The following is a 23,064-nucleotide window of genomic DNA, read 5'->3' as shown; positions in this document are numbered from 1 at the left end:
ACCGCGGATCAACGCGATAATCATTCAGGGTGTGCCGGGAAGTCTGGTCGGCGGCCGCGCCAACGTGCCATGAGAACCATGGCTGCGGCGGTCCATGACGTCAGCGACCGGAGGTCCTCCCTTGGCCACGCCCCAGAACCGCAAATTCCTCGGCCGGCTGCCGCTCCCGGAGCGGACGTACGTCACCGACGCCCTGCGGACCGAGACCGTCGGCGGCATCCTGCTGCTGATCGCCGCCATCGTCGCCCTGGTCATGGCGAACACCCCGCTCAGCGGCTTCTACGAGACGGTCCGCGACTTCGAGCTGGGCCCCGAGTCGCTGCATCTGCACCTGTCGATCGCCGACTGGGCCAAGGACGGCCTGCTGACGATCTTCTTCTTCGTCGCCGGCATAGAGCTGAAGCGCGAACTGGTCGCGGGTGAGCTGCGCGACCCCAGGGCCGCCGCCCTCCCCATGATCGCCGCCGTCTGCGGCATGGTCGCGCCCGCCCTCTTCTACGTCGCCGTGAACACGACCGGCGGTGGCAGCCTGTCCGGCTGGGCCGTGCCCACCGCCACCGACATCGCCTTCGCGCTCGCTGTCCTCGCGGTGATCGGCACCTCGCTGCCGTCCGCCCTGCGGGCGTTCCTGCTGACGCTGGCCATCGTCGACGACCTGGGCGCGATCCTGATCATCGCGCTGTTCTTCACCACCGACATCAATTTGCCCGCGCTCGGCCTGGCGGCCGCCGGGCTGCTGCTCTTCTGGTTCCTGCACCGCAACAACGTCCGCGGCTGGTACGTGTACGTGCCGCTGGCCGCCGTCATCTGGGCCCTGGTGCACGCCGGTGGTGTGCACGCCACCGTGGCCGGTGTCGCGATGGGCCTGCTGCTGCGCTGCACCGTCCGGGAGGGTGAGGACCACTCCCCGGCCGAGCACATCGAGCACCTGGTCCGCCCGCTGTCCGCCGGGGTCGCCGTACCGCTCTTCGCCCTCTTCGCGGCCGGAGTCGGGGTCTCCGGCGGTGCCATCGCCGACGTCTTCACCCGCCCGGAACCGCTCGGGGTGGTCCTCGGCCTCTTCCTGGGCAAGGTCGTCGGCGTGTTCGGCGGCTCCTGGCTGGCCGTCCGCTTCACCAAGGCACAGCTGAACGAGGAGATGCGCTGGGCCGACCTGCTGGCCGTCTCGGCGCTCGCGGGCATCGGCTTCACCGTGTCGCTGCTCATCGGCGAGCTGGCGTTCCCCGACCAGCCGCAGCTGGCCGACGAGGTCAAGGCCGCCGTGCTGATGGGGTCGGTCATCTCCGCCGTCGTGGCGGGCGTCCTGCTCAAGCTTCGCAACGACAAGTACAAGAAGCTGTACGAGGAGGAGAACCGCGACGAGGATGAGTCCGGCATTCCTGACATATATGAGCAGGATGACCCCGCCTACCATCTGCGGATGGCCGAGCGGCTGGAGGCCCGGGCCGCGGAGCACCGGCGGCTTGCCGAAGTGACCGCCGCTCGGAGCGGAAAGAAAGACGGTCCGGCATGATCTGAGGCAACGCGAGCAACCGTCGGGGGCAGGCCCGGCTGCCCGGCAGGCGGCCGCCCCCGGCAACGAGATGAGGGATGTAGCGATGAGCGCAGTGGAACAGGACGGCAACCGCAGCCTCGGGCAGCTGGTCGCCGAGGCGACCACCGAGCTGTCCGCGCTCGTGCACGACGAGATCGCGCTGGCCAAGGCGGAGCTGCGGCAGGACGTCAAGCGCGCGGGCATCGGCGGCGGCGCGATCACGGCGGCGGGAATCCTCGCCCTCTTCGCGCTCCCCGTGCTGAGCTTCGCCGCCGCTTACGGCATCCACAACCTCGGGCTCGGCCTCGCCTGGTCCTTCCTGATCGTCGGCTGTGCCTATCTGCTCCTCGCGGCGCTGCTCGGACTCTTCGCCGTCGCCAAGTTCAAGAAGGTCAAGAAGCCGGAGCGGAGCATGGCCTCCGCCCGCCAGTCGGCGGCCGTGCTCCAGAAGGCCAAGCCGCACCCGCGCCCCGCGCCCGCGGCCGCCCCGGACGGCGCGCCGGAGCGGAAGAGTGTGACACGCTCTGCGGTATGACCGCTCCCGAGATCCCCGCACCGGCCGTCAGGATCGGCGGACCGTGGACCCATCGGGACGTCACCGCGAACGGTGCCCGCTTCCACATCACCGAGGCCGGTGACGGACCGCTGGTCCTGCTGCTGCACGGGTTCCCCCAGTTCTGGTGGACCTGGCGGCACCAGCTCACCGCGCTCGCCGATGCCGGTTACCGCGCCGTCGCGATGGACCTGCGCGGCGTCGGCGGCAGCGACCGCACCCCGCGCGGTTACGACCCGGCGAACCTGGCCCTCGACGTCACCGGGGTGATCCGTTCCCTCGGCGAACCGGACGCGGCTCTCGTCGGGCACGACCTCGGCGGTTATCTGGCGTGGACGGCCGCGGCGATGCGGCCGAAGCTGGTGCGCCGGCTGGCCGTCGCCTCGATGCCGCATCCGCGGCGCTGGCGCTCGGCGATGGTGGGGGACGTCCGGCAGAGCCGGGCCGGTTCGTACATCTGGGGATTCCAGCGGCCGTGGCTGCCGGAGCGTCAGCTGGTCGCGGACGAGGCGGCGTTGGTGGGCCGGCTGATCCGCGAGTGGTCCGGTCCCCGGCTGCCCGAGGACGACGAGGTGGACGTGTACCGCCGGGCGATGTCGATCCCGTCGACCGCGCACTGCTCGATCGAGCCGTATCGCTGGCTGGTGCGGTCGCTGGCGCGGCCGGACGGCTTCCAGTTCAACCGGCGGATGAAGCGGCCGGTCCGGGTGCCGACGCTGCATCTGCACGGCTCACTCGATCCGGTGATGCGGACCCGGAGCGCCGCCGGTTCCGGGGAGTACGTCGAAGCGCCGTACCGCTGGCGGCTGTTCGACGGTCTGGGGCACTTCCCGCACGAGGAGGACCCGGTGGCTTTCTCGAACGAGCTGGTCAACTGGCTCAAGGACCCGGAGCCCGACCGCTAGGGCGGACGGATGACCGGCGGGCCGCTTGTCACACGCACGGTTTTTGCCGGGCGCATAGGCCAACTGGTCCTCCGGGAGGCGGTTACCCCCGCCGCGCCGAGGGCAGAGACCGGATATGGGTTGGACGCACGACTACCGTGACGTGTCTCGTAATCGCCGCTCCGCCATGGTGCGGAGCACCCCGCAGGGGGTGGTCGCCCCCGGATCCTCCGAACGGGCCGAGGATACGGCCCTGGACTGCCGTATCGAGCCCCAGGCCCTCGGCATTCCGCGCATCATCGGCCGCCGCGCCCGCTGGGTGTCGGCGCGGCTGCGGCATCCGCGCGACTGACGGCGCGCCGGCCATGACCGCCGGTTCCGCCGACGCCGCCGCGGCCGTCCCCGAGGGCCCGCTCAGAGCGCGCACCCTTGGCTGTCGACCGGGCTCCGCGCCGCCTCGCCACGCCGGATGTCCTCGCGGACCTCGTCCGCCGTCAGGGCGTATCCGGTGTCGGAGTCCTCGAGGGACTTGGCGAAGATCACGCCGTAGACCTCGCCCTCGGGGGTGAGCAGCGGCCCGCCCGAATTGCCCTGGCGGACCGTCGCGAAGAGGGAGTACACATCGCGGCTGACCGTGCCGCGGTGGTAGATGTCGGGACCGTTGGCCTGGATACGGCCCCGGACGCGCGCCGCGCGCACGTCGAAGTCGCCGTTCTCCGGGAAGCCCGCGACGATGGCGCTGTCGCTGCTGTGCGCGTCGCCCTCGGCGAATTCCAGCGCGGGCGCCGGCAGCCCGGGCACGTCGAGGACGGCGATGTCGCGCTCCCAGTCGTAGAGGACGACGGTCGCGTCGTAGAGCCGGCCCTCGCCGCCGATCTGCACGGTCGGCTCGTCGACGCCGCCGACGACATGGGCGTTGGTCATGACCCGGTTGCGTTCGAAGACGAAGCCGGTGCCCTCCAGGACCTTGCCGCAGGAGGGCGCGGTGCCGACGACCTTGACGATGCTGCGCTTCGCGCGGGCGGCGACCGGGCTGTTGGCCAGCGCCGGGTCGGGGGGCTCGACGGAGGTGATCGGCTCGTTCGAGAACGGGCTGAAGACCTGCGGGAATCCGTTCTGCGCGAGCACCGAACCGAAGTCGGCGAACCAGGTGTTGGCCTCCTCCGGGATCACCCGGGAGACACCGAGGAGCACCTTGGAGTTGCGCACCTCCTTGCCCAGGGTGGGCAGCGAGGTGCCGGCCAGCGCGGAGCCGATCAGCCAGGCGACCAGGAGCATGGCCACGACGTTGACCAGCGCGCCGCCGGTCGCGTCCAGGGCTCTGGCCGGTGACCAGGTGATGTGCCCGCGCAGCTTGTTGCCGAGGTGGGTGGTGAAGGCCTGGCCGATCGACGCGCAGACGATGACGACCACGACCGCCGCGACCGCGGCCGCGGTGCCGGGCGAGGCGTTGTCGGTGGCCCGGTCCCAGATGACGGGCAGCAGATAGACGGCGACGAGTCCGCCGCCGAGGAACCCGACGACCGACAGGATGCCGACGACGAAGCCCTGGCGGTACCCGACGATCGCGAACCACACGGCGGCCAGCAGCAGAAGGATGTCCAGCACATTCACCGGGACACCGTCTCACGCGCGCCGGTCGAGAGTGACTTGCTTCGAACGGTCCCAGGGGCGCTCCCAGCCCGCGTGGTGCAGGATCCGGTCGATCACGCCCGCCGTGAAACCCCAGACCAGGGCGGAGCGGACGAGGAAGGCCGGACCGTGGTGGCCGCTCGGGTGGACGGCCGTCACGCGGTTGGCCGGATCGGTGAGGTCGGCCACCGGAACGGTGAACACCCGGGCCGTCTCCGCGGGGTCGACCGGGGAGACCGGCGACGGCTCCCGCCACCAGCCGAGCACCGGCGTCACCACGAAGCCGCTCACCGGGATGTACAGCTTCGGCAGCACCCCGAACACCTGCACCCCGTCCGGATCGAGCCCGGTCTCCTCCCGCGCCTCGCGCAGCGCCGCCCGCAGCGGACCGGCGCCCCGCGGGTCACCGTCCTCGGGGTCGAGCGCACCGCCCGGGAAGGAGGGCTGGCCGGCGTGGGAGCGGAGGCTGCTGGACCGCTCCATCAGCAGCAGCTCGGGTCCCTCCGGGCCGTCGCCGAAGAGAACCAGCACGGCGGACGGGCGCCCGCCGGACTCGGGCGGCAGGAACCGGCTCAGCTGCCCCGGGCGCAGGGTGCGCGCGGCGCGGGCCACCGGCTCAAGCCAGCCGGGCAGGCCCCCGGCGGTCACCTCCGGCGCGCCGCCGGCGTCGCCCGCCGGCCCTCTGGCGGCGTCCCCGGGGGCGCCCTCGCAGGTGCGTCCCCGGCCCGTCACCCGGCCCCCAGCGGCGGCGCGGGCTTGCCGGGGTAGTCCGGGGGCGGGCTCAGCCGCTGGCCCGGCCGGCCGGCCATCTCGTACTTCAGCAGCTTGCGGGCCTTGTCCGGGTCGGTCTCGCCCTCTCCGTACGCCGGGCAGAGCGGCGCGATCGGGCAGGCGCCGCAGGCCGGCTTGCGGGCGTGGCAGATGCGCCGGCCGTGGAAGATCACGCGGTGCGACAGCATCGTCCAGTCGCTCTTCGGGAAGAGGGCCGTGACCTCGGCCTCGACCTTCTCGGGGTCCTCCTGCTCCGTCCACTTCCAGCGGCGCACCAGCCGCCCGAAGTGGGTGTCGACGGTGACGCCCGGGACGCCGAAGGCATTCCCCAGGACGACGTTCGCGGTCTTGCGGCCGACGCCGGGCAGCGACACCAGGTCCTCCAGCCGGCCGGGGACCTCGCCGTCGAAGCGGTCCCGCAGCGCCGCGGAGAGTCCCAGCAGCGACTTCGCCTTGGCGCGGAAGAAACCGGTGGGCCGGATGATCTCCTCCAGCTCCTCCGGAACGGCCGCGGCCATTTCCTCCGGTGTCGGGTAGGCCGCGAAGAGTCCGGGGGTGGTCTGGTTGACCCTGAGGTCGGTGGTCTGGGCGGACAGCACCGTGGCGACCAGGAGCTGGAAGGGGTTCTCGAAGTCCAGCTCCGGATGGGCGTACGGATAGACCTCGGCGAGCTCGCGATTGATCCGCCGGGCGCGGCGGACCAGGGCCAGTCGCGACTCCGGCTTGGCGCCATTCGCGGCTTTCGCCTTTTTCGCGGGCGCGTGTTCGCCCACAGCGGAATTACGGGCCTCGGTCACCCTTCCGGCCCCCTTATCCTGTGGTCGCGGCGGCGTATCGGACACCCGGACAGCCTACGGCCCGGCGCCGACATCCGCCCCGGCCGCAAAGAATCACCACCCCAATCGGCCCCCTGCCGTATGGCTCGCGGCAACGATGCGCCACACTTGTGTTTGATCACACCGTTTCACCGTCCGGCATCATGGGGACCACGGTCCTCTGAGCATGTCGACAAGGAGAGATCTCGTGGACGACGTTCTGCGGCGCGCCCCGCTGTTCGCGGCGCTCGATGAAGAGCAGGCCGCTGAGCTGCGCGCCTCGATGACGGAGACCACCCTCGCGCGCGGCGAGGCGCTGTTCCACGAGGGCGACCCCGGCGACCGGCTCTACGTGGTGACCGAGGGCAAGGTGAAGCTGCACCGGACCTCCGCCGACGGCCGGGAGAACATGCTCGCCGTCCTCGGCCCCGGCGAGCTGATCGGGGAGATGTCGCTCTTCGACCCGGGCCCGCGCACGGCCACCGCCAGCGCGCTCACCGAGGTCAAGCTGCTGGCCCTCGGGCACAGCGACCTCCAGCCCTGGCTGAACGCCCGCCCCGAGGTGGCCACCGCTCTGCTGCGGGCCATCGCCCGGCGGCTCCGCCGCACCAACGACTCGATGTCCGACCTGGTCTTCTCGGACGTCCCCGGACGTGTCGCCAAGGCGCTGCTGGACCTCTCCCGCCGCTTCGGGGTGCAGTCCGAGGAAGGCATCCACGTCGTCCACGACCTGACCCAGGAGGAGCTGGCCCAGCTCGTGGGCGCCTCCCGGGAGACGGTCAACAAGGCGCTCGCCGACTTCGCCGGCCGCGGCTGGCTGCGGCTGGAGGCGCGCGCGGTGATCCTGCTGGACGTGGAGCGCCTGGCCAAGCGCTCGCGCTGAGGCCCCCACGCCCCTTCGGAACCTCGCGGGCCCCGGCCTGCACGACCGGTCCCGCCCACGCGGCGGGGCCGGCTTTCGCTTGCCTGCCCAGCGGCTGCTCTCTCGCGCTGCGGGGCCGGCTCGCTCGGACGGCGCGGACGGGCCCGGAGGGCTCGTGCGGCCGGTGGGACCGGACGGCTCGCGCGACCGGTGGATTCGGCCCGGACGGCCCGGTGGCGCCGTCGGCCCGGTCAGACGAGCCCGTGCTCCGCGAGGTATTCGAGCTGGGCGCGGACCGACAGCTCGGCGGCGGGCCACAGGGTGCGGTCCACATCCGCGTACACGTGTGCGACGACTTCCGCCGCCGTACGGTGTCCCGCCTCGACCGCCGTCTCCACCTGCGCCAGCCGGTTCGCGCGGTGCGCCAGGTAGAACTCCACGGCACCCCGCGCGTCGTTCAGCACCGGCCCGTGCCCGGGCAGCACCGTGTCCACCCCGTCGTCGACGGTCAGGGAGCGCAGCCGGCGCAGCGAGTCGAGATAGTCGCCGAGCCGCCCGTCCGGGTGCGCGACGACCGTGGTGCCCCGGCCGATGACGGTGTCACCGGTCAGCACCGCGGCGTCCGCGGGCAGATGGAAGGAGAGCGAGTCGGAGGTGTGGCCGGGCGTCGGCACCACACGCAGCTCCAGGCCGCCGGTCGTGACGACGTCCCCGGCGGCCAGCCCCTCGTCGCCGAGGCGCAGCGCCGGGTCGAGGGCCCGTACATCCGTCCGGGTGAGTTCGGCGAAGCGGGCCGCGCCGTCCGCGTGATCCGGGTGCCCGTGCGTGAGCAGCGTCAGCGCGACGCGTTTGCCCGCGCGCCCGGCCGTCGCCACGACCTCGTTCAGATGCCCCTCGTCCAGCGGACCGGGGTCGATGACGACGGCGAGGTCGGAGCCGGGTTCGGAGACAATCCAGGTGTTGGTGCCGTCCAGGGTCATCGGGGACGGGTTGGGCGCCAGGACGCACACCGCGCGTTCGGTGGCCGGGCCGGAGATCGCACCGCCGCGCGGCTGTCCGGGCAGGGATGCTGCGTACGTCATGCGGCGGGGCCTCCGTCGGCTTCGCGGACTTCATCGGCTGCGCTGGCTTCATCCGCTGCGCTGGCTTCATCCGCTGCGCTGGCTTCATCGGCTTCATCGGCTGCGCGCACTTCGCCGACGGCGCGGGTTTCACGGGCCGCGCGGCCGGCTTCGCCGACGGCGCGGGCTTCACCGGCTGCGCGGCCGGCTTCACGGGCGGCCGGAGGGGCGGCGGCGATGTTCTTGGTGAACTCGCCGTGGCCCGGCCAGCTCAGCACGATCTCCTCACCGCGCAGCTCCGCCCGTGCCAGGACGGGCGTCAGATCGCGGTCCGCGGCCGCCGCGAGGGCCTCGGCGGCCGTTCCGTACGGCTCCAGGTGCCGCAGCGTCGTGATGGTCGGCGGCATCATCAGCAGTTCGCCCCGGTCGTAGGCCGCCACGGCGTCGGCGGGCCGGGTCCAGACGACGCGGTCGGCCTCGGTGGAGCTGTTCCGGGTGCGCTGTCCCGGCGGCAGGGCGGCCGCGAAGAAGAACGTGTCGTAGCGGCGCGGCTCGAACTCGGGGGTGATCCAGCGCGCCCAGCCGCGGAGCAGGTCGCTGCGCAGCAGCAGGCCGCGCCGGGACAGGAAATCGGCGAAGGACAGGTCGCGGGTGACGAGCGCCGCCCGGTCGGTCTCCCAGTCCTCGCCCGTGGTGTCCTCGACGACCGAGCCGACGGTCGCACCGGCCAGCAGGACTCCGGCCTCCTCGAACGTCTCCCGCACGGCCGCGCACACCACGGCCTGCGCGGTCGTCTCGTCCGTTCCGAGCCGGGCGGCCCAGTCGGCGCGGGAGGGCCCGGCCCAGCCGACGGGGCGCTCGTCCCGGGCGTCGACGCCGCCTCCGGGGTAGGCGTACGCGCCCGCCGCGAAGGCCATCGAGGCCCGGCGGCGCAGCATGTGCACCTCGGGGCCCGCCGGGCCGTCCCGCAGCAGCAGTACGGTCGCGGCGCGGCGGGGTGTCACCGGGGTCAGCCCGCCGTTCGCGAGCGCTCGGATGCGGGCGGGCCACTCCGGCGGATACCACTGGCCGTCCGCCGCGGCCCCGGGCGCCGCGGAGGCACCGGCCGGGGCCGGGTCGGTCACGACCGCACCGGTTGCGGCCGCCCCGGTCGCGGACTCCTCCGTCGCGGCCGCGTCAGTCGCGGGCTCCGGCGTTGCCGGCCGGTCGGTTGCGGACCCGTCCGTTGCGGACCCATGCGTTGCGGACATGGCCGGATGCTATGCGCTCCCGCGTGGATGTTCGAGGGCGCGGTACCCGGCCACCTGCGCGAACGGTGTCCGTCAGTCCCCGGCTACTTCCACCTGGATCTCGACCTCGACCGGCGCGTCCAGCGGCAGCACCGCCACGCCGACCGCGCTCCGGGCGTGCACGCCCTTGTCGCCGAGCACCTCGCCGAACAGCTCGCTGGCGCCGTTGACGACGCCTGGCTGGCCGGTGAAGTCCGACGCGGAGGCGACAAATCCGACGACCTTCACCACCCGGACCACCCGGTCGAGATCACCGACGACGGACTTGACCGCGGCGAGCGCGTTCAGCGCGCAGGTGCGCGCCAGTTCCTTGGCCTCCTCCGGGGTGACCTCGGCGCCCACCTTGCCGGTCAGCGGGAGCTTGCCCTCGACGAGAGGCAGCTGGCCGGCGGTGTACACGTACCGGCCCGTGCGGACCGCGGGGACGTAGGCGGCGAGGGGCGCGGCCGGCTCGGGCAGCGTCAGCCCGAGTGAGGCGATCTTCTCCTCGACGGCACTCACGCCTGCTTCTCCCGCTTGAGGTAGGCCACCAGTTGCTCCGGGTTGTTCGGCCCCGGCACGACCTGCACCAGTTCCCAGCCGTCCTCACCCCAGGTGTCGAGGATCTGCTTGGTTGCATGGACGAGCAGCGGCACGGTCGCGTATTCCCACTTGGTCATGGTGCCGACTGTAATGCCTGCGACAGCCGGTCCCGTGCGTAGCCCGGGTGCCGACTGGTTAGGCTCCAAATCATGAGCAGGCTCCATGTGGTCAGCGGCAAGGGCGGGACCGGCAAGACGACGGTCGCCGCCGCGCTCGCACTGGCCCTCGCGGAGGAGGGCCGGCGCTCCCTGCTGGTCGAGGTCGAGGGCCGGCAGGGCATCGCGCAGCTCTTCGAGACGGAGGCACTGCCGTACGAGGAGCGCAAGATCGCGGTGGCGCCGGGCGGCGGTGAGGTGTTCGCCCTGGCCATCGACGCGGAGCGGGCGCTGCTGGACTACCTCCAGATGTTCTACAAGCTGGGCGGCGCCGGGCGGGCCCTCAAGAAGCTGGGCGCCATCGACTTCGCCACCACCATCGCGCCCGGCCTGCGGGACGTACTGCTGACCGGCAAGGCCTGCGAGGCCGTGCGGCGGAAGCGCAAGGACGGCCGCCCGGTCTACGACCACGTGGTCATGGACGCCCCGCCGACCGGCCGCATCACCCGCTTCCTGAACGTCAACGACGAGGTCGCGGGACTGGCCCGGATCGGGCCGATACACAACCAGGCGCAGGCCGTGATGCGGGTGCTGAAGTCCCCGGAGACGGCGGTCCACCTGGTGACGCTGCTGGAGGAGATGCCCGTCCAGGAGACCGTGGACGGTGTCGCCGAGCTGCGGGCGGCGGGACTGCCGGTGGGCGGGATCTTCATCAACATGGTGCGGCCCGAGATCCTCGACGAGGAGGCCCTCGCCCGGGCCGGGGGCACCGAACGGGCCGCGGTCGCCGGGGCGCTGTCCCGGGCCGGTGTCGGCGGGGCCCGCCGCGGCGGCCGGGCCGAGCGGCTGGTCGGCCCGCTGCTGGAGCAGGCCGGGGAACACGTCGAGCGGGTACGTCTGGAGAGCGCCCAGCGCAAGGAGATAGCCGGACTCGGCCTGCCCTCCCGGGAACTGGAGCTGCTGAGCGGGGGAGCCGACCTCGCCGGGCTCTACCGGCTCGCCAAGGACATCAGGAAGCAGGGCATCCCGGAGGCCGCGGCGTGAGCCCGCGCGACCGGGGCCGAGAGCGGAACGAGGCCACCGTATGACCCTGGACGCGGCTCCGCGGCTGGACGTGGACCGGCTGCTGGACGACCCCGGCACCCGCATCATCGTGTGCTGCGGCGCGGGCGGCGTCGGGAAGACGACGACGGCAGCCGCGCTCGGGGTACGGGCGGCGGAGCGCGGCCGGAAGACCGTCGTGCTCACCATCGACCCGGCGCGGCGGCTCGCCCAGTCGATGGGGATCGCGTCCCTGGACAACGTCCCGCGGCGGGTGGAGGGCATCCTCGCGGGGGGCCGACCGGACGGGGACGAACCGGACGGGGACCGGTCTGCGGGGGACGGCTCTGCCGGGGAGGCACCGGACGGAGAGGGACCGGACGGGGACAGAACGGACGAAGACGGAACAGGCCGGGGCGGGTCAGCCGGGGGCCGGGACCGGGACCGCCGTCCGGGCGGTGAACTGCACGCCATGATGCTGGACATGAAGCGGACGTTCGACGAGATCGTCGTGGCGCACGCGGATGCCGAGCGGGCCCGGGCCATCCTGGAGAACCCGTTCTACCAGTCGCTCTCGGCCGGTTTCGCGGGCACGCAGGAGTACATGGCCATGGAGAAGCTCGGCCAGCTCCGGGCCCGCGACGAGTGGGACCTGATCATCGTCGACACCCCGCCGAGCCGGTCGGCGCTGGACTTCCTGGACGCGCCGAAGCGCCTCGGGTCGTTCCTCGACGGCAAGTTCATCCGGGTGCTGATGGCACCGGCGAAGGTCGGCGGCCGGGCCGGGATGAAGTTCCTGAACGCCGGGATGTCGGTGATGACGGGGACGCTGAGCAAGCTGATGGGCGGGCAACTGCTGCGGGACGTACAGACGTTCGTGGCCGCGATGGACACCATGTTCGGCGGCTTCCGCACGCGCGCCGACGCGACGTACCGGCTGCTCCAGGCCCCGGGCACGGCCTTTCTCGTGGTGGCCGCGCCGGAGCGGGACGCACTGCGGGAGGCGGCGTACTTCGTGGAGCGACTGGCCGCCGAGGACATGCCGCTCGCGGGGCTCGTGCTGAACCGGGTGCACGGCAGCGGCGCGGCCGGGCTGAGTGCCGAACGGGCCCTCGGCGCCGCGGAGACGCTGGAGTCAGAAAATCTTGAAAACGCCCGCATTGTGGATCAGGGCGATGGGGAGACTGCCAGTCGTGCGGCCGAGAGCCTCGGCGACGGCGCCCCGGCCGGTGACTCCCCCGCCGCCGGAGGCGGTCCGGACGAGGCCGCGCCGCGGGAGGACGAGGACGAAAGCGCAGGGAACCGGCCGGACTCATCAGGGAACGGACAGGACGGACCGCACGGACAGGACGGACCGGCGCGGCGGGCGACGGCGGACCGGTTGGCCGCCGGGCTGCTGCGTCTCCATGCCGAACGCATGCAGGTGCTGGGCCGCGAGCAGCACAACCGCGACCGCTTCACCGCCCTGCACCCGGAGGTGCCGGTCGCAGAGGTCTCGGCGCTGCCCGGTGACGTGCACGACCTGGCGGGTCTGCGCGCGATCGGCGAACGGCTGGCGGCCGACGGCAGCACCCCGGGTGCGGCCTGACGCGGCCGGCGCACGGACGGCCGTTGCGCAGCGGAACCATGCGCAGCTGAGCCCTGCGCAGCGGCCCCTGCACGGAACGGCCGACGCCTTGCGGGCCGACGCCAGGGCCGACGTCCCGAGAGCCTGCCGACACACGGGCACCGGCGCACGGGGCGGCCGCCCCACGGACAGACCTGATCGTCACCTGCGCGGATCGTCCGCACACCCCATCGTCCGCACACCCGCGCTCAGACCCGCGCCGTCCGACCGCGGCACACCGCGGCCCGGCGCAGCGCGGCGCAAGCCCCGGTCACCCGACCGCGGCGTAGTCCTCCTCGTCGAGCTCCACGGGGAGAATCCCCGAGCTGCGCTCGTATTCCGTCCGTGCCGTCTCCAGCAGCCGGCGCCACGAGGTCACGGTCGGGCGGCGGCGCAGCAGCGCCCTCCGCTCCCGTTCCGTCATGCCGCCCCATACGCCGAATTCGACTCGGTTGTCCAGGGCGTCGGCAAGGCACTCGGTGCGCACCGGACATCCGGTGCAGACGGCCTTGGCCCTGTTCTGGGCCGCCCCTTGGACGAACAGTTCATCCGGATCGGTCGTGCGACAGGCTGCCTGTGCACTCCAGTCGGTTACCCAGCCCATGCTGGTGCCGTCCTCTCCCGAATTGAGGCTCCCCCACGGCGGCAGCGGCATATTCACCGTTGCCAGTTGAGGACGTTACGGAAGGCGGCCAGGGCGCAACACCCCCTGCGGGCCCAATCTTGAATGGCCCGAACGGACTATGCGTACGCGGCAGATCACCCAACGGAGTGAGTGGGGCGCATACCCGAACTACCTGGCCAAACAGGGCGATAACACCCTCCGTTCGGCAGTGCCGGAGCGTCGCAGTGCGACATTCGGGGCGAACGGCGCAACGAGGGGGTGAAGGATGTAAGAGGGAGGGGGTGGTGACGGGGTGCTTCAGTCACAGTTGTGACTCATGAGGGGAGCTTAGGCCAACGGATGCGCGCGTGTCCGGCGAATGAGAACGTAGGCTGTTTCCATGGCTAAGACGCGCTCGGGCGGGGCCCCCACCACAACGCAACAGGCCGCCAAATTCCTCGGTGTCAGTGTGCTGGCAGGTGCCGTGCTCGCGGGGATCGCCCTGCCGGCGGCCGGCGCGCTGGGGCTCGCGGCGAAGGGCTCGGTCGAGGGCTTCGACGAGATCCCGGCCAATCTCAAGCGCCCGCCGCTGAGCCAGAAGACCACCATCCTCGACGCCGACGGCGGCCTCATCGCCTCCGTCTACTCCCGCGACCGCACGGTGGTGCCGCTCAAGGACATCTCGCCGTACATGCGGAAGGCGATCGTCGCGATCGAGGACGCGCGCTTCTACGAGCACGGCGCGGTCGACCTCAAGGGCATCCTGCGCGCGCTCAACCGGAACGCGCAGGAGGGCGGCGTCACCGAGGGCGCGTCGACCCTCACCCAGCAGTACGTGAAGAACGTCTTCGTCGAGGAGGCGGGCAACGACGCGGAGAAGTTCAGGGCCGCCACGCAGCAGACGCTCGGCCGCAAGATCCAGGAACTGAAGTACGCGATCCAGGTCGAGGAAGAGCTGGGCAAGAAGAAGATCCTGGAGAACTACCTCAACATCACCTACTTCAGCCAGCAGGCCTACGGCGTCGAGGCGGCGGCCGAGCGCTACTTCAGCAAGTCCGCCAAGGACCTGGAGCTGGAGGAGGCCGCGCTGCTCGCCGGCATCGTCCAGTCGCCCACCCGCTGGGACCCGGTGCTCAACGAGGACGCGGCCGTCAAGCGGCGGAACGTCGTGCTCCAGCGGATGGCCGCCGTCAAGGACATCACCCGGGCCGAGGCGGAGGAGGCGATGAAGAAGCCGCTGGGCCTGGACATCAGCAAGCCGAAGAACGGCTGCATCACCGCGGTCGACGGCGCGGGCTTCTTCTGCGACTACGTCCGTGAGGTCTTCCTGAACAGCAAGGAGTTCGGCAAGACCGCCAAGGAGCGCAAGAACCGCTGGGACGAGGGCGGACTGACCATCCGCACCACCCTCGACCCCAAGGCGCAGAAGTCGGTGCAGGCCTCGGTCAAGAACCACGTCAACAAGGACGACGAGGTCGCCACCGCCGTCTCGCTCGTCGAGCCGGGCACCGGGAAGATCCTCGGGATGGGCCAGTCCCGCCCGTACGGCCTGGACCTGGACGACAACCAGACCACGCTCAACCTGTCGGTCGACGAGGACATGGGCGGCGGCGTGGGCTACCAGCCCGGTTCGACGTTCAAGCCGATCGTCGCGGCGGCGGCCCTGGAGAAGGGTGTGCAGCCGACGAAGACGTACCCCGCGCCGTACAAGATGGAGTATCCGAGCCCGGTGCCGGCCTGCGAGGGCCAGTGGTCGGGCACGGCCACCGTGGAGAACGAGAACGAGTCCGAGGTCGGCCCGTACGGCATGAAGGAAGCCACCGCCAAGTCGGTGAACACCTACTACGTGCAGCTGATCAGCGACATCGGGATCTGCCCGGTGGTCAACATGGCGCAGAAGATGGGCGTCGAGCGGGCCGACGGCGACGACCTCAGCCAGGTGCCCTCCATCACCCTCGGCGGCCAGGAGATGTCCCCGCTGACGATGGCCGCCGGCTACGCGACGTTCGCGAGCGGCGGCACGTACTGCACGCCGGTCGCCATCGAGTCGATCAAGGACGCGAACGGCAAGGCGCTGAAGGTTCCGGAGAGCAAGTGCTCCCGGGCCATGTCCGAGAAGACCGCGCACACCATGAACACCCTGCTCAAGGGCGTCGTCGAGGACGGCACGGGCACCCAGGCCGGCCTGACCGGGCGGCCCAGCGCGGGCAAGACCGGTACCACGGACTTCCGTTACGCCGCCTGGTTCGTCGGCTACACCCCGAACATGGCGGGCGCGGTCTGGGTCGGCGACCCGGCGCACAAGAAGCGGATGGTCGACATCACCATCGGCGGCAGGTACCACGCCAAGGTCTTCGGCGGTGAGGTGCCCGGGCCGATCTGGCGGGACGCGATGACCGGTGCCCTGGAGGGCGAGCCGGCCCCGCAGCTGCCGCAGATCCCGATCGCGGACCCGGAGAAGGACAAGGACAAGGACAAGGGCCGCGACAAGCCGGACGACGGCGGGAACGACGACGGGAACGGGAACGGAAACGGGAACGGCGGCGGAGGCGGCGGCGGAAACCCGTGGCCCGACGTCTCGATCCCGCCGGACATCATCGGCGGCAACGACGGCGGCGGTGGCTGGGGCAACTGGGGAGGCGCGGGCGGCCGCAACTAGCGCCCCCTCCGCACGCCCCGCGCCGTTCCACACGGCGCGGGGCGCCCGGCCCGCACGCCTACCCGGACGGATGGCATGGCGGGGTCCGGGGGTGCCGTGCCGGACACGTACGAGGAGGGGCGCCCGGGTGATGATCCCGGGCGCCCCTCCTCGTACGCGGACTCGGCGTCTCCATGTACGCGCGCGATGTCTCGTCGTACGCGCGCTCGGCGTCCCCTCGTACGCCCTCGTACGCGCGCTCGGCGTCCCCCTGCTACACGCACTCGCGTCCCCAGAACGGCAAGCCGGCCCGGAGCGGGGGCGAGGTCGGTGCGGAGCCGGTGCGAAGCAGGGCCGAAGCCGGGCCGGAACCGAGCCGGAGCGGGACCGGAACCGAGCCGACCCGAAGACGGGCCTGAACCGGTCCGGAGCGGGACCCGAGCCGGAGCGGGACCGGAACCGAGCCGACCCGAAGACGGGCCTGAACCGGTCCGGAGCGGGACCCGGGCCGGAGCGGGACCGGAACCGAGCCGAGGCCGGTCCGGGGCCGGGCCGGTCAGCCGCCGGCCAGCAGCCGCTTCACCTCGGCGGCGACCCGGCCGCCCTCGGCCCGCCCGGCGACCTTCGGGTTCACGATCTTCATGACCGCTCCCATGGCGCGCGGCCCCTCGGCACCGCCCGCCGCGGCCTCCCGCACGGCCTCGGCGACGATCGCGCGCAGCTCGTCGTCCGACAGCTGCTTCGGCAGATACTCCGCGAGCACCTCGCCCTCGGCCCGCTCCCGCTCGGCCGACTCGGCCCGCCCGCCCTGCGCGAACGCCTCGGCGGACTCCCGGCGCTTCTTCGCCTCGCGGGCGATCACCTTCTGCACCTCGTCGTCGGAGAGTTCCCGGGCAGCGGTGCCGGAGACCTCCTCCTTCGAGATCGCGGTGAGGGTCAGCCGGAGCGTGGAGGAGCGCAGCTCGTCCCGCGACTTGATCGCCGCGGTGAGGTCTTCCTGCAGACGGTTCTTGAGCGTGGTCATGCCCGAATCTTGCCAGCCCGCCGCACCGTACGCCCAGTGCATTGCCCGGGGGCCGGGGCGGAAGGACGGGCCGGTTCCGCAGGGCGGCCCGGATCCGGGGGCGGGGCGGAGCCGGCAGGTCAGGACTCGCGTACGGCCGGGGCCAGTTCGCGCCATTCGGCCAGCGGCAGGCCCGGTGACCCGGTGAGCACCTGGAGCGCGACGTGGTCGGCGCCGGCCGCCCGGTGCTCCCGTACCCGCGCGAGCACGGTGTCCACGTCTCCCCAGGCGACCAGGGCGTCCACGAGCCGGTCGCTGCCGCGGTCGGCGACATCGTGCTCGGTGAAGCCGAGCCGGCGCCAGTTGTTCACGTAGTTCGGCAGGGACATGTACATGGCCAGCGTCTCCCGGGCGATCTCGCGGGCCCGGACCGGGTCGGTTTCCAGGACGACCTTCTGCTCCGGCGCGAGCAGCGGTCCGTCGCCGAGGATCTCGCGCGCCTGGGCGGTGTGCTCGGGCGTCGTGAGGTACGGCAGCGCCCCGGCGGTGCGCTCGCCCGCCAGGGCCAGCGTGCGCGGGCCGAGCGCGGCGAGCATCTGGTCCTCTCCCGGCACGGGCGGTTCGGTGGCGGCCAGCTCGTCCAGATAGGAGCGCAGCTTGCTGTACGGCTTCCGGTAGTCCTGCCCGGCCCCCTCCACCAACGGGGCGTGGCTGCTGCCGAGCCCGACCACCACGCGGCCGGGGTGGGCCCCGGCGGCCTGCCGGTACGCTGCGGCCAGGGTCGCGGAATCGTTCAGCCAGACGTTGACGATGCTGCTGCCGACGACGAGCCGCCGGGTCGCGTCGAGCAGCGCCGAGACCTCGGCGAGATCACCCGTGGTGTTGCCGAGCCAGAGCGTGCCGTAACCGAGGTCCTCCAGTTCGGCGGCCGCCTCCCGGTGCTCGGCGCTGCCCGGCTCCCACATCCCGGGGGCCGTCCACAATCCGGTCTTTCCGAGCCGCATGGCACCGTCCTTCTCTCTCGCGTCGCTGTGTCGCGCGCTCGTGCTTCTTCGGGTTCTCGTGTTCCGGGCGCTCCGGACGCGTGGCGTGGCTCACAGAGCGGACCCAGAGGGGACAACGACACACGTCCGCCGAAATTCCCCAGCCGGGCCGCACGGGGGGCGGCCGCGGGCACGGTGCGGCCGCGCACCGCCGGTCGGGCCGGCAGGGAGGCGGGACACGCTGTGGATTTTCCGCACCCGTACGCCGGGTCCCGCGCCTCCCGGGGGCCCGTACCGGCGCGGCTCTGCGACGATGGACACATGCGCGCGCGATACGCAGTACCCCTGGGAATCACGGCAGTCGGCGCGGCCGGTATCGGCTACGCCGCAGGCATCGAAGTCCGCTCCTTCCGGCTCCGCCGGGTCGAGGTGCCCGTGCTGCCGCGCGGGATGCGGCCACTGCGCGTCCTCCAGCTCTCCGACATCCACATGGTCAGCGGCCAGCGCAAGAAGCAGCGCTGGCTCCGGGCGCTGGCCGGGCTCCGCCCCGACTTCGTCGTCAACACCGGCGACAACCTCTCCGACCCGGAGGGTGTGCCGGAGGTCCTCGACGCGCTCGGGCCGCTGATGGAGTTCCCCGGCACGTACGTCTTCGGCTCGAACGACTACTACGCCCCCAAGTTGCGCAACCCGGGCCGCTACCTCCTGGAGAAGGTGCGCGGCCAGCACGGCCTGAACGGCAAGAACGACCCGGCCATCGGCGTCGCCCGGAACCCGTGGGAGGGCATGCGGGACGCCTTCGACGCGGCCGGCTGGGTGGGCCTGTCGAACTCCCGCGGCCGTCTCAAGCTCGACGGCCCCGGCACCGGCGGCATCGAGATCGCGCTCACCGGCCTGGACGACCCGCACATCAAGCGGGACCGTTACGACGAGGTGGCGGGCGGCCCCGAGGAGGGCGCCGACTTCTCGCTGGCCCTCGTGCACGCACCGTATCTGCGCAGCCTCGACGCGTTCACCGCCGACGGCTACCCGCTGATCCTGGCGGGCCACACGCACGGCGGGCAGCTGTGCGTCCCCTTCTACGGCGCCCTGGTCACGAACTGCGACCTGGACACCGGGCGGGTGAAGGGCCTGTCCACCCACGAGGCCCGCGGACACCGCTCCTACCTGCACGTATCGGCGGGCTGCGGCACGAACCGCTACACCCCGGTCCGCTTCGCCTGCCCACCGGAGGCCACCCTGATCACGCTCACCGAGTGCCCGGGTTGACCCTTATTCGCGCTTTCGCCCCGCCCCGGCGCCGACGCCGTTAACCGGATTTCTCCTGTGGCCTCCGGTCGGCTAAAGTAGGGCTCGTTGCTTCGGGGTGTAGCGCAGCTTGGCAGCGCGCTTCGTTCGGGACGAAGAGGTCGTGGGTTCAAATCCCGCCACCCCGACAGAGAAACACCAGGTCAGGGGCCTGATCCGCTTAGCGGGTCGGGCCCCTTCTGGGTTTCTGGGGCACTCTTGGGAGCCATTTGGGAGCCGGACCCGAAAGAGGGATCAGTCCCCCTGCACAGCTCCACCGAGGGAACCGCCGTCACGTGTCGCTGCTCGGCTCCTGCGCCCAGGCGTCGTCATCCCAGCACCAGCAATCCTTCGGATCGCCAAGCGCATGCGGAACATCGACGCCCCCCCAAGGCACGGCGTGATCACGAAGGAAGTCCTCGGCCGCACTCATGGCTATCCACCGGACGGTATACACCTCCTCCGTCTCCCGGTGTGTTCCATCGTCGCCGTGAGCAGTCCAGCCCCAAGCACACCGGTCTGGAAGGTATGTGATCTCGGCAACCCCGCCGTACCTTTCCACCGTGATCTTCTCTGGTTGCCCCGAGCCGTCGTCGACCGCGCCGGGCCACTTCTTACGCGCTGCCTGCTTGGAGATCCCCCAGGCAGATCCCAGATGGCCATAGGTAGCGCCCATTCCCCCGCCCATCAGCGCAGCCTCTGCGGCAAGCGCCTCAGCGGCTTCATGCACCCGCCGCAGGGCATGCAGGTAGGCGAGCTGCCAGTCTGCGAACAACTCCGCCATAGCAGAGGGTTCGTGTCCGTTGACCAGGCATTCCTGACCGCGCGCCGAGATCCGACCCGCGATCTCGCAGGCAAGCTCCCTCAACTGGTCCTTCATCCAGGCTGCTTCGGCAGCATGAGGCGGACGCCACGGATCCGCCATGGCGTCCGAATCGAACCAGAACTCGTCATCGCTCACTGAACGCATGGGGACAACCGTAGTTGTCACAGCATGCCTGGTGAGGACAACCGTGATTGTCGCAACGGGCCCGTCGCAGAGCGGACTTCAAAAGTTTGATGTGCTCGGCTACTCGACTCGAAGCCACAGAGAGGAGAACAAAACTGCAGGTCAGGCCCACATGACCTGGCCTGGATGAAGTGACCAGCCTCGACAGCAAGGCAGGAAGGCGGGCGGATTGACTTGCGGCGCTAAGGAGCAGCTGCTCGAAGGTGGGCGCGCTCGAATCACCGGGCAACCCACTTGCTTACGGTCGATATGCGCCGTAGGCCCGAAGAATCGGAGAGGCCATGGCCAAGCACCTCAACTCTCACGTGGTTCCTGACGCTCAAGCGGCCTACCAGTCAGAGCCGCCCTCCCGCACGCCAGCCTTCGAGCTTCGTTGCGGCCCCTTGCACGTGACACTTGATCGCGCACCGCTCAAGTTGCTGGCACTCGGGAGCACGATGACGGCCGTTGCCATGGGAGCAGCGAACTGGTTGCACTGAAAGCCGGTCAGGGAGTGCTCCGCTTACGGAGCACTCCCTGACCGGATTCTCGTCGCTCGGGGCGATTGGGAGTCCCGAGCGACGAGCCCTCGTCTTGAACGTCCCCCAGGATCGGGTGACCACTACGACTGCCCGGCCGCGACGACCGGGTCCGCTGAGGCCGGTGGAAGCGTGCTGACCTGGGCCCAGATCGGATTCTCAACGCTCTGTGTTGTGACTGGCGCGGTGATCGGCCTCACGGCGAACGTACCGAGAACCGCTGATGCGTTCTGCCGCGACAGCAGACTCAGGGTTAGGTCTCGGCATCGTTGTCCGACGGATCCTGCCGCTTCAGTCGCTTCAGCACGCGCGACGTCGTCGGCACGGCAGTCTCAGACCACCAGCGTTGCGCGTGCGGAGCCGCGATCTGCGCAGCCTTCGCCCCGACCAGCAGCGCAGCAGCGATCGCAACCATTCGCGGATCGACACGCGTACCGGTGCTATCGGGTGCACCCCGGTCAGTGGCACCGACCGGCTCGGCTTCGGCGACGGTCACATCGTCGTCAGGGAACGACTCGGCGGGCTCGGGCGGAGTGGGCGCATTGGCCATGTCGTTCAGCAGAGCCGCGAGAGTCTCATCGCTCCATATCGTTGTGGTCCACTGACGGTAGTAGTGCAGGGACCTGACGTTGCCCCTGTAATGATCCTCTTGGGTGCCGTACTTCTCTCCCTTATCGGTTAGGGAGTACGCGCCTGGCTCGCCTGTCAGGTAGCCATACCTGTGCAGCAGCACGTTCATCTGCCGCCCGGTTTTGCCGATCTCCCGGCCGAGCACAGTTGCAGATTTACCCACCGCTCCCGCACCTCCCCGCTCGGCCAGGCGCAGACATGCTCCCGGCATCCCCAAGGCAGGGAAAGCTACCTGGTGCCACGGTGTAGTGCAGGGCAATTGCGGCATTCGTTATGCGCGGCTCACGTGCGAGGCTGGCTGGGTGCAGCTGGTCGCGCGCCGGTCCTCTGAGATCCGGTAACGGGATCACGATCCACGGGGCAAGGAGTACCAGGCAGCGTCCTGATATAGGACGTACGAAATGCCCTGCAGGCACAGTCGGCCATCCACCGGCTTCGGCCCCCGGTGACCGCTTGGGCCAGAGTGGGAGAAGCGGCTCAATCCACCCACAAGTCGCCGTCCACGATCCACGGCCGAGTCGTCACGCGTGGGCTGAAACACGGGCGTCCGGACGCCGCTGCCCTAGGTGTACTGCCCAGGGACATTGGTCAACCTGGTGACGGGCGGTTTGCCGCCGGTTGCAGTGTGGGGGCGGTGGTGATTGTAGTGATGGAGCCAGGCCGGCAGGGCTTTGCGGCGGGCTGATTCGCTTGAGTAGAAGCGTCCGAGGGCCCAGCCGTCGGCCAGGGTGCGGTGGAAGCGCTCGACCTTGCCGTTCGTCTGTGGCCGGTAGGGCCGGGTCTTCTTCGGTGTGATGCCGAGTTCGGTGCAGGCCCGGTTCCAGTGCCGGGAGCGGTAGGCCGAGCCGTTGTCGGTCAGGACCCGCTCGATGGTCACGCCGCGGGCGGCGAACCAGGCCACCGCGCGGTGCAGGACATCGACTGCGGTGTCGGCTGTCTCGTCGTTGCGGATCTCGGCGTAGGCGACGCGGGAGTGGTCGTCGACGACGGTGTGGACGAATGCGGTTCCCAGCAGCGGGCCGCGGTACTTGTTGCGGGGCTTGTCTGGTGTTGCGGCACGGTTCCTGCGGCCCTGGACGCGTCCGACGTAGCGCCAGCCGCCGCCGTCGGGGACGTTGCCGAGCTTCTTGACGTCGATGTGGAGCATGGCGCCGGGATGCCCGTGTTCGTAGCGGCGCACCGGCTCGCCGGTGGCACGGTCGATGTGGGACAGCCGGTTGATCCGGCAGCGGGTCAGGACCGCGTGGACGGTCGAGGCGGGCATGCCCAGCCGTCCGGCAATCTGGACCGGTCCCAGTCGCTGCTTCCAGCGCAGGTGCACGATCTTGCGGACCTGCGGCTGAGTAGTTCGGGCCGGGCTGCGGTGAGGTCGTGAGGACCGGTCGGCCATCGCGGCCGGCCCGGATTCGGCGTAACGGTCGGCCCATCGCTTGGCGGTGGGCCAGGACACGTCGTAGCGCTCGGCCGCACGGGCGACCGGCCATCCCTCATCCACAATCAGACGCGCCAGGCGAAGACGGGCACGGGGCGTCAGAGCAGCGTTAGCGTGAGACACGAAGGCCTCCTGGTTGGCGGAGCGGTTCCTCGACAGCTCCACTCCACAACCGGGGGCCTTCGTCATCTCACAGATTCAGACCGTGTCGTCGCACAAACTCGACCAACCTGGC

21 protein-coding genes, 1 tRNA gene and 1 pseudogene are annotated in these 23,064 nt (G+C 71.1%); 10 read left to right on the top strand and 13 right to left on the bottom strand.

The genetic code is table 11. The features are described from left to right. Positions 1-94 precede the first annotated feature (94 nt). The 4 genes from nhaA (at position 95) to GCU69_RS18615 (ending at position 3,323) form a co-directional block, all read left to right on the top strand. Complete coding sequence (gene nhaA, locus GCU69_RS18630; protein ID WP_176604602.1) at positions 95-1,513, top strand: Na+/H+ antiporter NhaA; 1,419 nt, start codon at positions 95-97, stop codon at positions 1,511-1,513. A gap of 85 nt (positions 1,514-1,598) precedes the next feature. Next, a complete protein-coding gene (locus GCU69_RS18625; RefSeq protein ID WP_098752650.1) occupies positions 1,599-2,069 on the top strand; it encodes a phage holin family protein in 471 nt (156 codons plus the stop codon). Further along, complete coding sequence (locus GCU69_RS18620) at positions 2,066-2,992, top strand: alpha/beta fold hydrolase (protein WP_156206676.1); 927 nt, start codon at positions 2,066-2,068, stop codon at positions 2,990-2,992. Before GCU69_RS18625 ends, GCU69_RS18620 begins: the two co-directional genes overlap by 4 nt. Before the next feature lie 115 nt (positions 2,993-3,107). Beyond that, positions 3,108-3,323: a hypothetical protein gene (locus GCU69_RS18615; RefSeq protein ID WP_098752652.1), complete on the top strand. Its 216-nt coding sequence runs from the start codon at positions 3,108-3,110 to the stop codon at positions 3,321-3,323. 62 nt (positions 3,324-3,385) lie between these two features. Here the strand turns inward: GCU69_RS18615 and GCU69_RS18610 are convergent, their stop codons facing one another. From GCU69_RS18610 to nth, 3 genes are read right to left on the bottom strand one after another with little or no spacing between them, the layout of a single operon-like run. Further along, positions 3,386-4,585 carry a MarP family serine protease gene (locus tag GCU69_RS18610; protein WP_098752653.1) on the bottom strand — a complete coding sequence of 400 codons (1,200 nt, stop codon included), beginning with the start codon at positions 4,583-4,585 and terminating at the stop codon, positions 3,386-3,388. 12 nt (positions 4,586-4,597) lie between these two features. Next, complete coding sequence (locus GCU69_RS18605; RefSeq protein WP_156206675.1) at positions 4,598-5,335, bottom strand: NUDIX hydrolase; 738 nt, start codon at positions 5,333-5,335, stop codon at positions 4,598-4,600. Next, a complete protein-coding gene (nth, locus tag GCU69_RS18600; RefSeq protein WP_235978555.1) occupies positions 5,332-6,147 on the bottom strand; it encodes an endonuclease III in 816 nt (271 codons plus the stop codon). Before nth ends, GCU69_RS18605 begins: the two co-directional genes overlap by 4 nt. A 250-nt stretch (positions 6,148-6,397) precedes the next feature. Here nth and GCU69_RS18595 point away from each other — a divergent pair, with 250 nt between their 5' ends. Next, positions 6,398-7,072, top strand: a complete 675-nt coding sequence (locus GCU69_RS18595) for a Crp/Fnr family transcriptional regulator (RefSeq protein ID WP_098752656.1) — start codon at positions 6,398-6,400, stop codon at positions 7,070-7,072. 230 nt (positions 7,073-7,302) lie between these two features. On the opposite strand, the gene GCU69_RS18590 is transcribed toward GCU69_RS18595, so the two are convergent. From GCU69_RS18590 to GCU69_RS18575, 4 genes and pseudogenes are all read right to left on the bottom strand, one after another. Then, positions 7,303-8,133, bottom strand: a complete 831-nt coding sequence (locus GCU69_RS18590; protein ID WP_156206674.1) for an MBL fold metallo-hydrolase — start codon at positions 8,131-8,133, stop codon at positions 7,303-7,305. Positions 8,134-8,342: 209 nt separating this feature from the next. Continuing rightward, a pseudogene (locus GCU69_RS18585) lies at positions 8,343-9,236 on the bottom strand (NUDIX hydrolase); the annotation flags it as partial. A 198-nt stretch (positions 9,237-9,434) separates the two neighbouring features. Next, complete coding sequence (locus GCU69_RS18580) at positions 9,435-9,902, bottom strand: RidA family protein (protein WP_098752658.1); 468 nt, start codon at positions 9,900-9,902, stop codon at positions 9,435-9,437. After that, the gene (locus GCU69_RS18575) at positions 9,899-10,060 is read right to left on the bottom strand and encodes a DUF4177 domain-containing protein (protein WP_003975360.1); all 162 of its coding nucleotides are present in this window, start codon (positions 10,058-10,060) and stop codon (positions 9,899-9,901) included. The genes GCU69_RS18580 and GCU69_RS18575 overlap by 4 nt, the downstream gene beginning before the upstream one ends. Before the next feature lie 72 nt (positions 10,061-10,132). Between GCU69_RS18575 and GCU69_RS18570 the strand changes: the two genes are divergently transcribed. Next, positions 10,133-11,122, top strand: coding sequence for an ArsA family ATPase (locus GCU69_RS18570; protein ID WP_156206673.1), 990 nt, complete (start codon positions 10,133-10,135; stop codon positions 11,120-11,122). A 40-nt stretch (positions 11,123-11,162) separates the two neighbouring features. Beyond that, positions 11,163-12,707 carry an ArsA family ATPase gene (locus tag GCU69_RS18565; RefSeq protein WP_156206672.1) on the top strand — a complete coding sequence of 515 codons (1,545 nt, stop codon included), beginning with the start codon at positions 11,163-11,165 and terminating at the stop codon, positions 12,705-12,707. A 289-nt stretch (positions 12,708-12,996) separates the two neighbouring features. Here the strand turns inward: GCU69_RS18565 and GCU69_RS18560 are convergent, their stop codons facing one another. Beyond that, complete coding sequence (locus GCU69_RS18560) at positions 12,997-13,329, bottom strand: WhiB family transcriptional regulator (protein ID WP_176604603.1); 333 nt, start codon at positions 13,327-13,329, stop codon at positions 12,997-12,999. Between the two features lie 400 nt (positions 13,330-13,729). Between GCU69_RS18560 and GCU69_RS18555 the strand changes: the two genes are divergently transcribed. Further along, on the top strand, positions 13,730-15,988 hold the full coding sequence (locus GCU69_RS18555) for a transglycosylase domain-containing protein (RefSeq protein WP_156206671.1): 2,259 nt from the start codon (positions 13,730-13,732) through the stop codon (positions 15,986-15,988). Between the two features lie 535 nt (positions 15,989-16,523). On the opposite strand, the gene GCU69_RS18550 is transcribed toward GCU69_RS18555, so the two are convergent. After that, positions 16,524-16,991, bottom strand: coding sequence for a GatB/YqeY domain-containing protein (locus GCU69_RS18550; RefSeq protein WP_098752668.1), 468 nt, complete (start codon positions 16,989-16,991; stop codon positions 16,524-16,526). A 119-nt stretch (positions 16,992-17,110) separates the two neighbouring features. Then, positions 17,111-17,974, bottom strand: coding sequence for an LLM class F420-dependent oxidoreductase (locus GCU69_RS18545; RefSeq protein WP_098752664.1), 864 nt, complete (start codon positions 17,972-17,974; stop codon positions 17,111-17,113). Positions 17,975-18,274: 300 nt separating this feature from the next. Here GCU69_RS18545 and GCU69_RS18540 point away from each other — a divergent pair, with 300 nt between their 5' ends. Continuing rightward, positions 18,275-19,222, top strand: coding sequence for a metallophosphoesterase (locus tag GCU69_RS18540; protein WP_156206670.1), 948 nt, complete (start codon positions 18,275-18,277; stop codon positions 19,220-19,222). Positions 19,223-19,315: 93 nt separating this feature from the next. Beyond that, positions 19,316-19,389 (top strand) — tRNA-Pro (locus GCU69_RS18535). Between the two features lie 143 nt (positions 19,390-19,532). Here GCU69_RS18535 and GCU69_RS18530 read toward each other — a convergent pair. From GCU69_RS18530 to GCU69_RS18520, 3 genes are all read right to left on the bottom strand, one after another. Then, positions 19,533-20,210 (bottom strand): hypothetical protein, encoded by a 678-nt coding sequence (locus GCU69_RS18530; RefSeq protein ID WP_156206669.1) that lies wholly within the window; start codon positions 20,208-20,210, stop codon positions 19,533-19,535. Between the two features lie 810 nt (positions 20,211-21,020). After that, positions 21,021-21,560: a hypothetical protein gene (locus GCU69_RS18525; protein WP_156206668.1), complete on the bottom strand. Its 540-nt coding sequence runs from the start codon at positions 21,558-21,560 to the stop codon at positions 21,021-21,023. A 399-nt stretch (positions 21,561-21,959) separates the two neighbouring features. After that, positions 21,960-22,952, bottom strand: a complete 993-nt coding sequence (locus tag GCU69_RS18520; protein ID WP_156206649.1) for an IS481 family transposase — start codon at positions 22,950-22,952, stop codon at positions 21,960-21,962. Between the last annotated feature and the right edge of the window lie 112 nt (positions 22,953-23,064).

It is taken from the genome of Streptomyces lycii (assembly GCF_009735685.1).
Lineage (GTDB): Bacteria > Actinomycetota > Actinomycetes > Streptomycetales > Streptomycetaceae > Streptomyces > Streptomyces lycii.
This window is presented reverse-complemented; position numbering and strand designations above follow the sequence as displayed.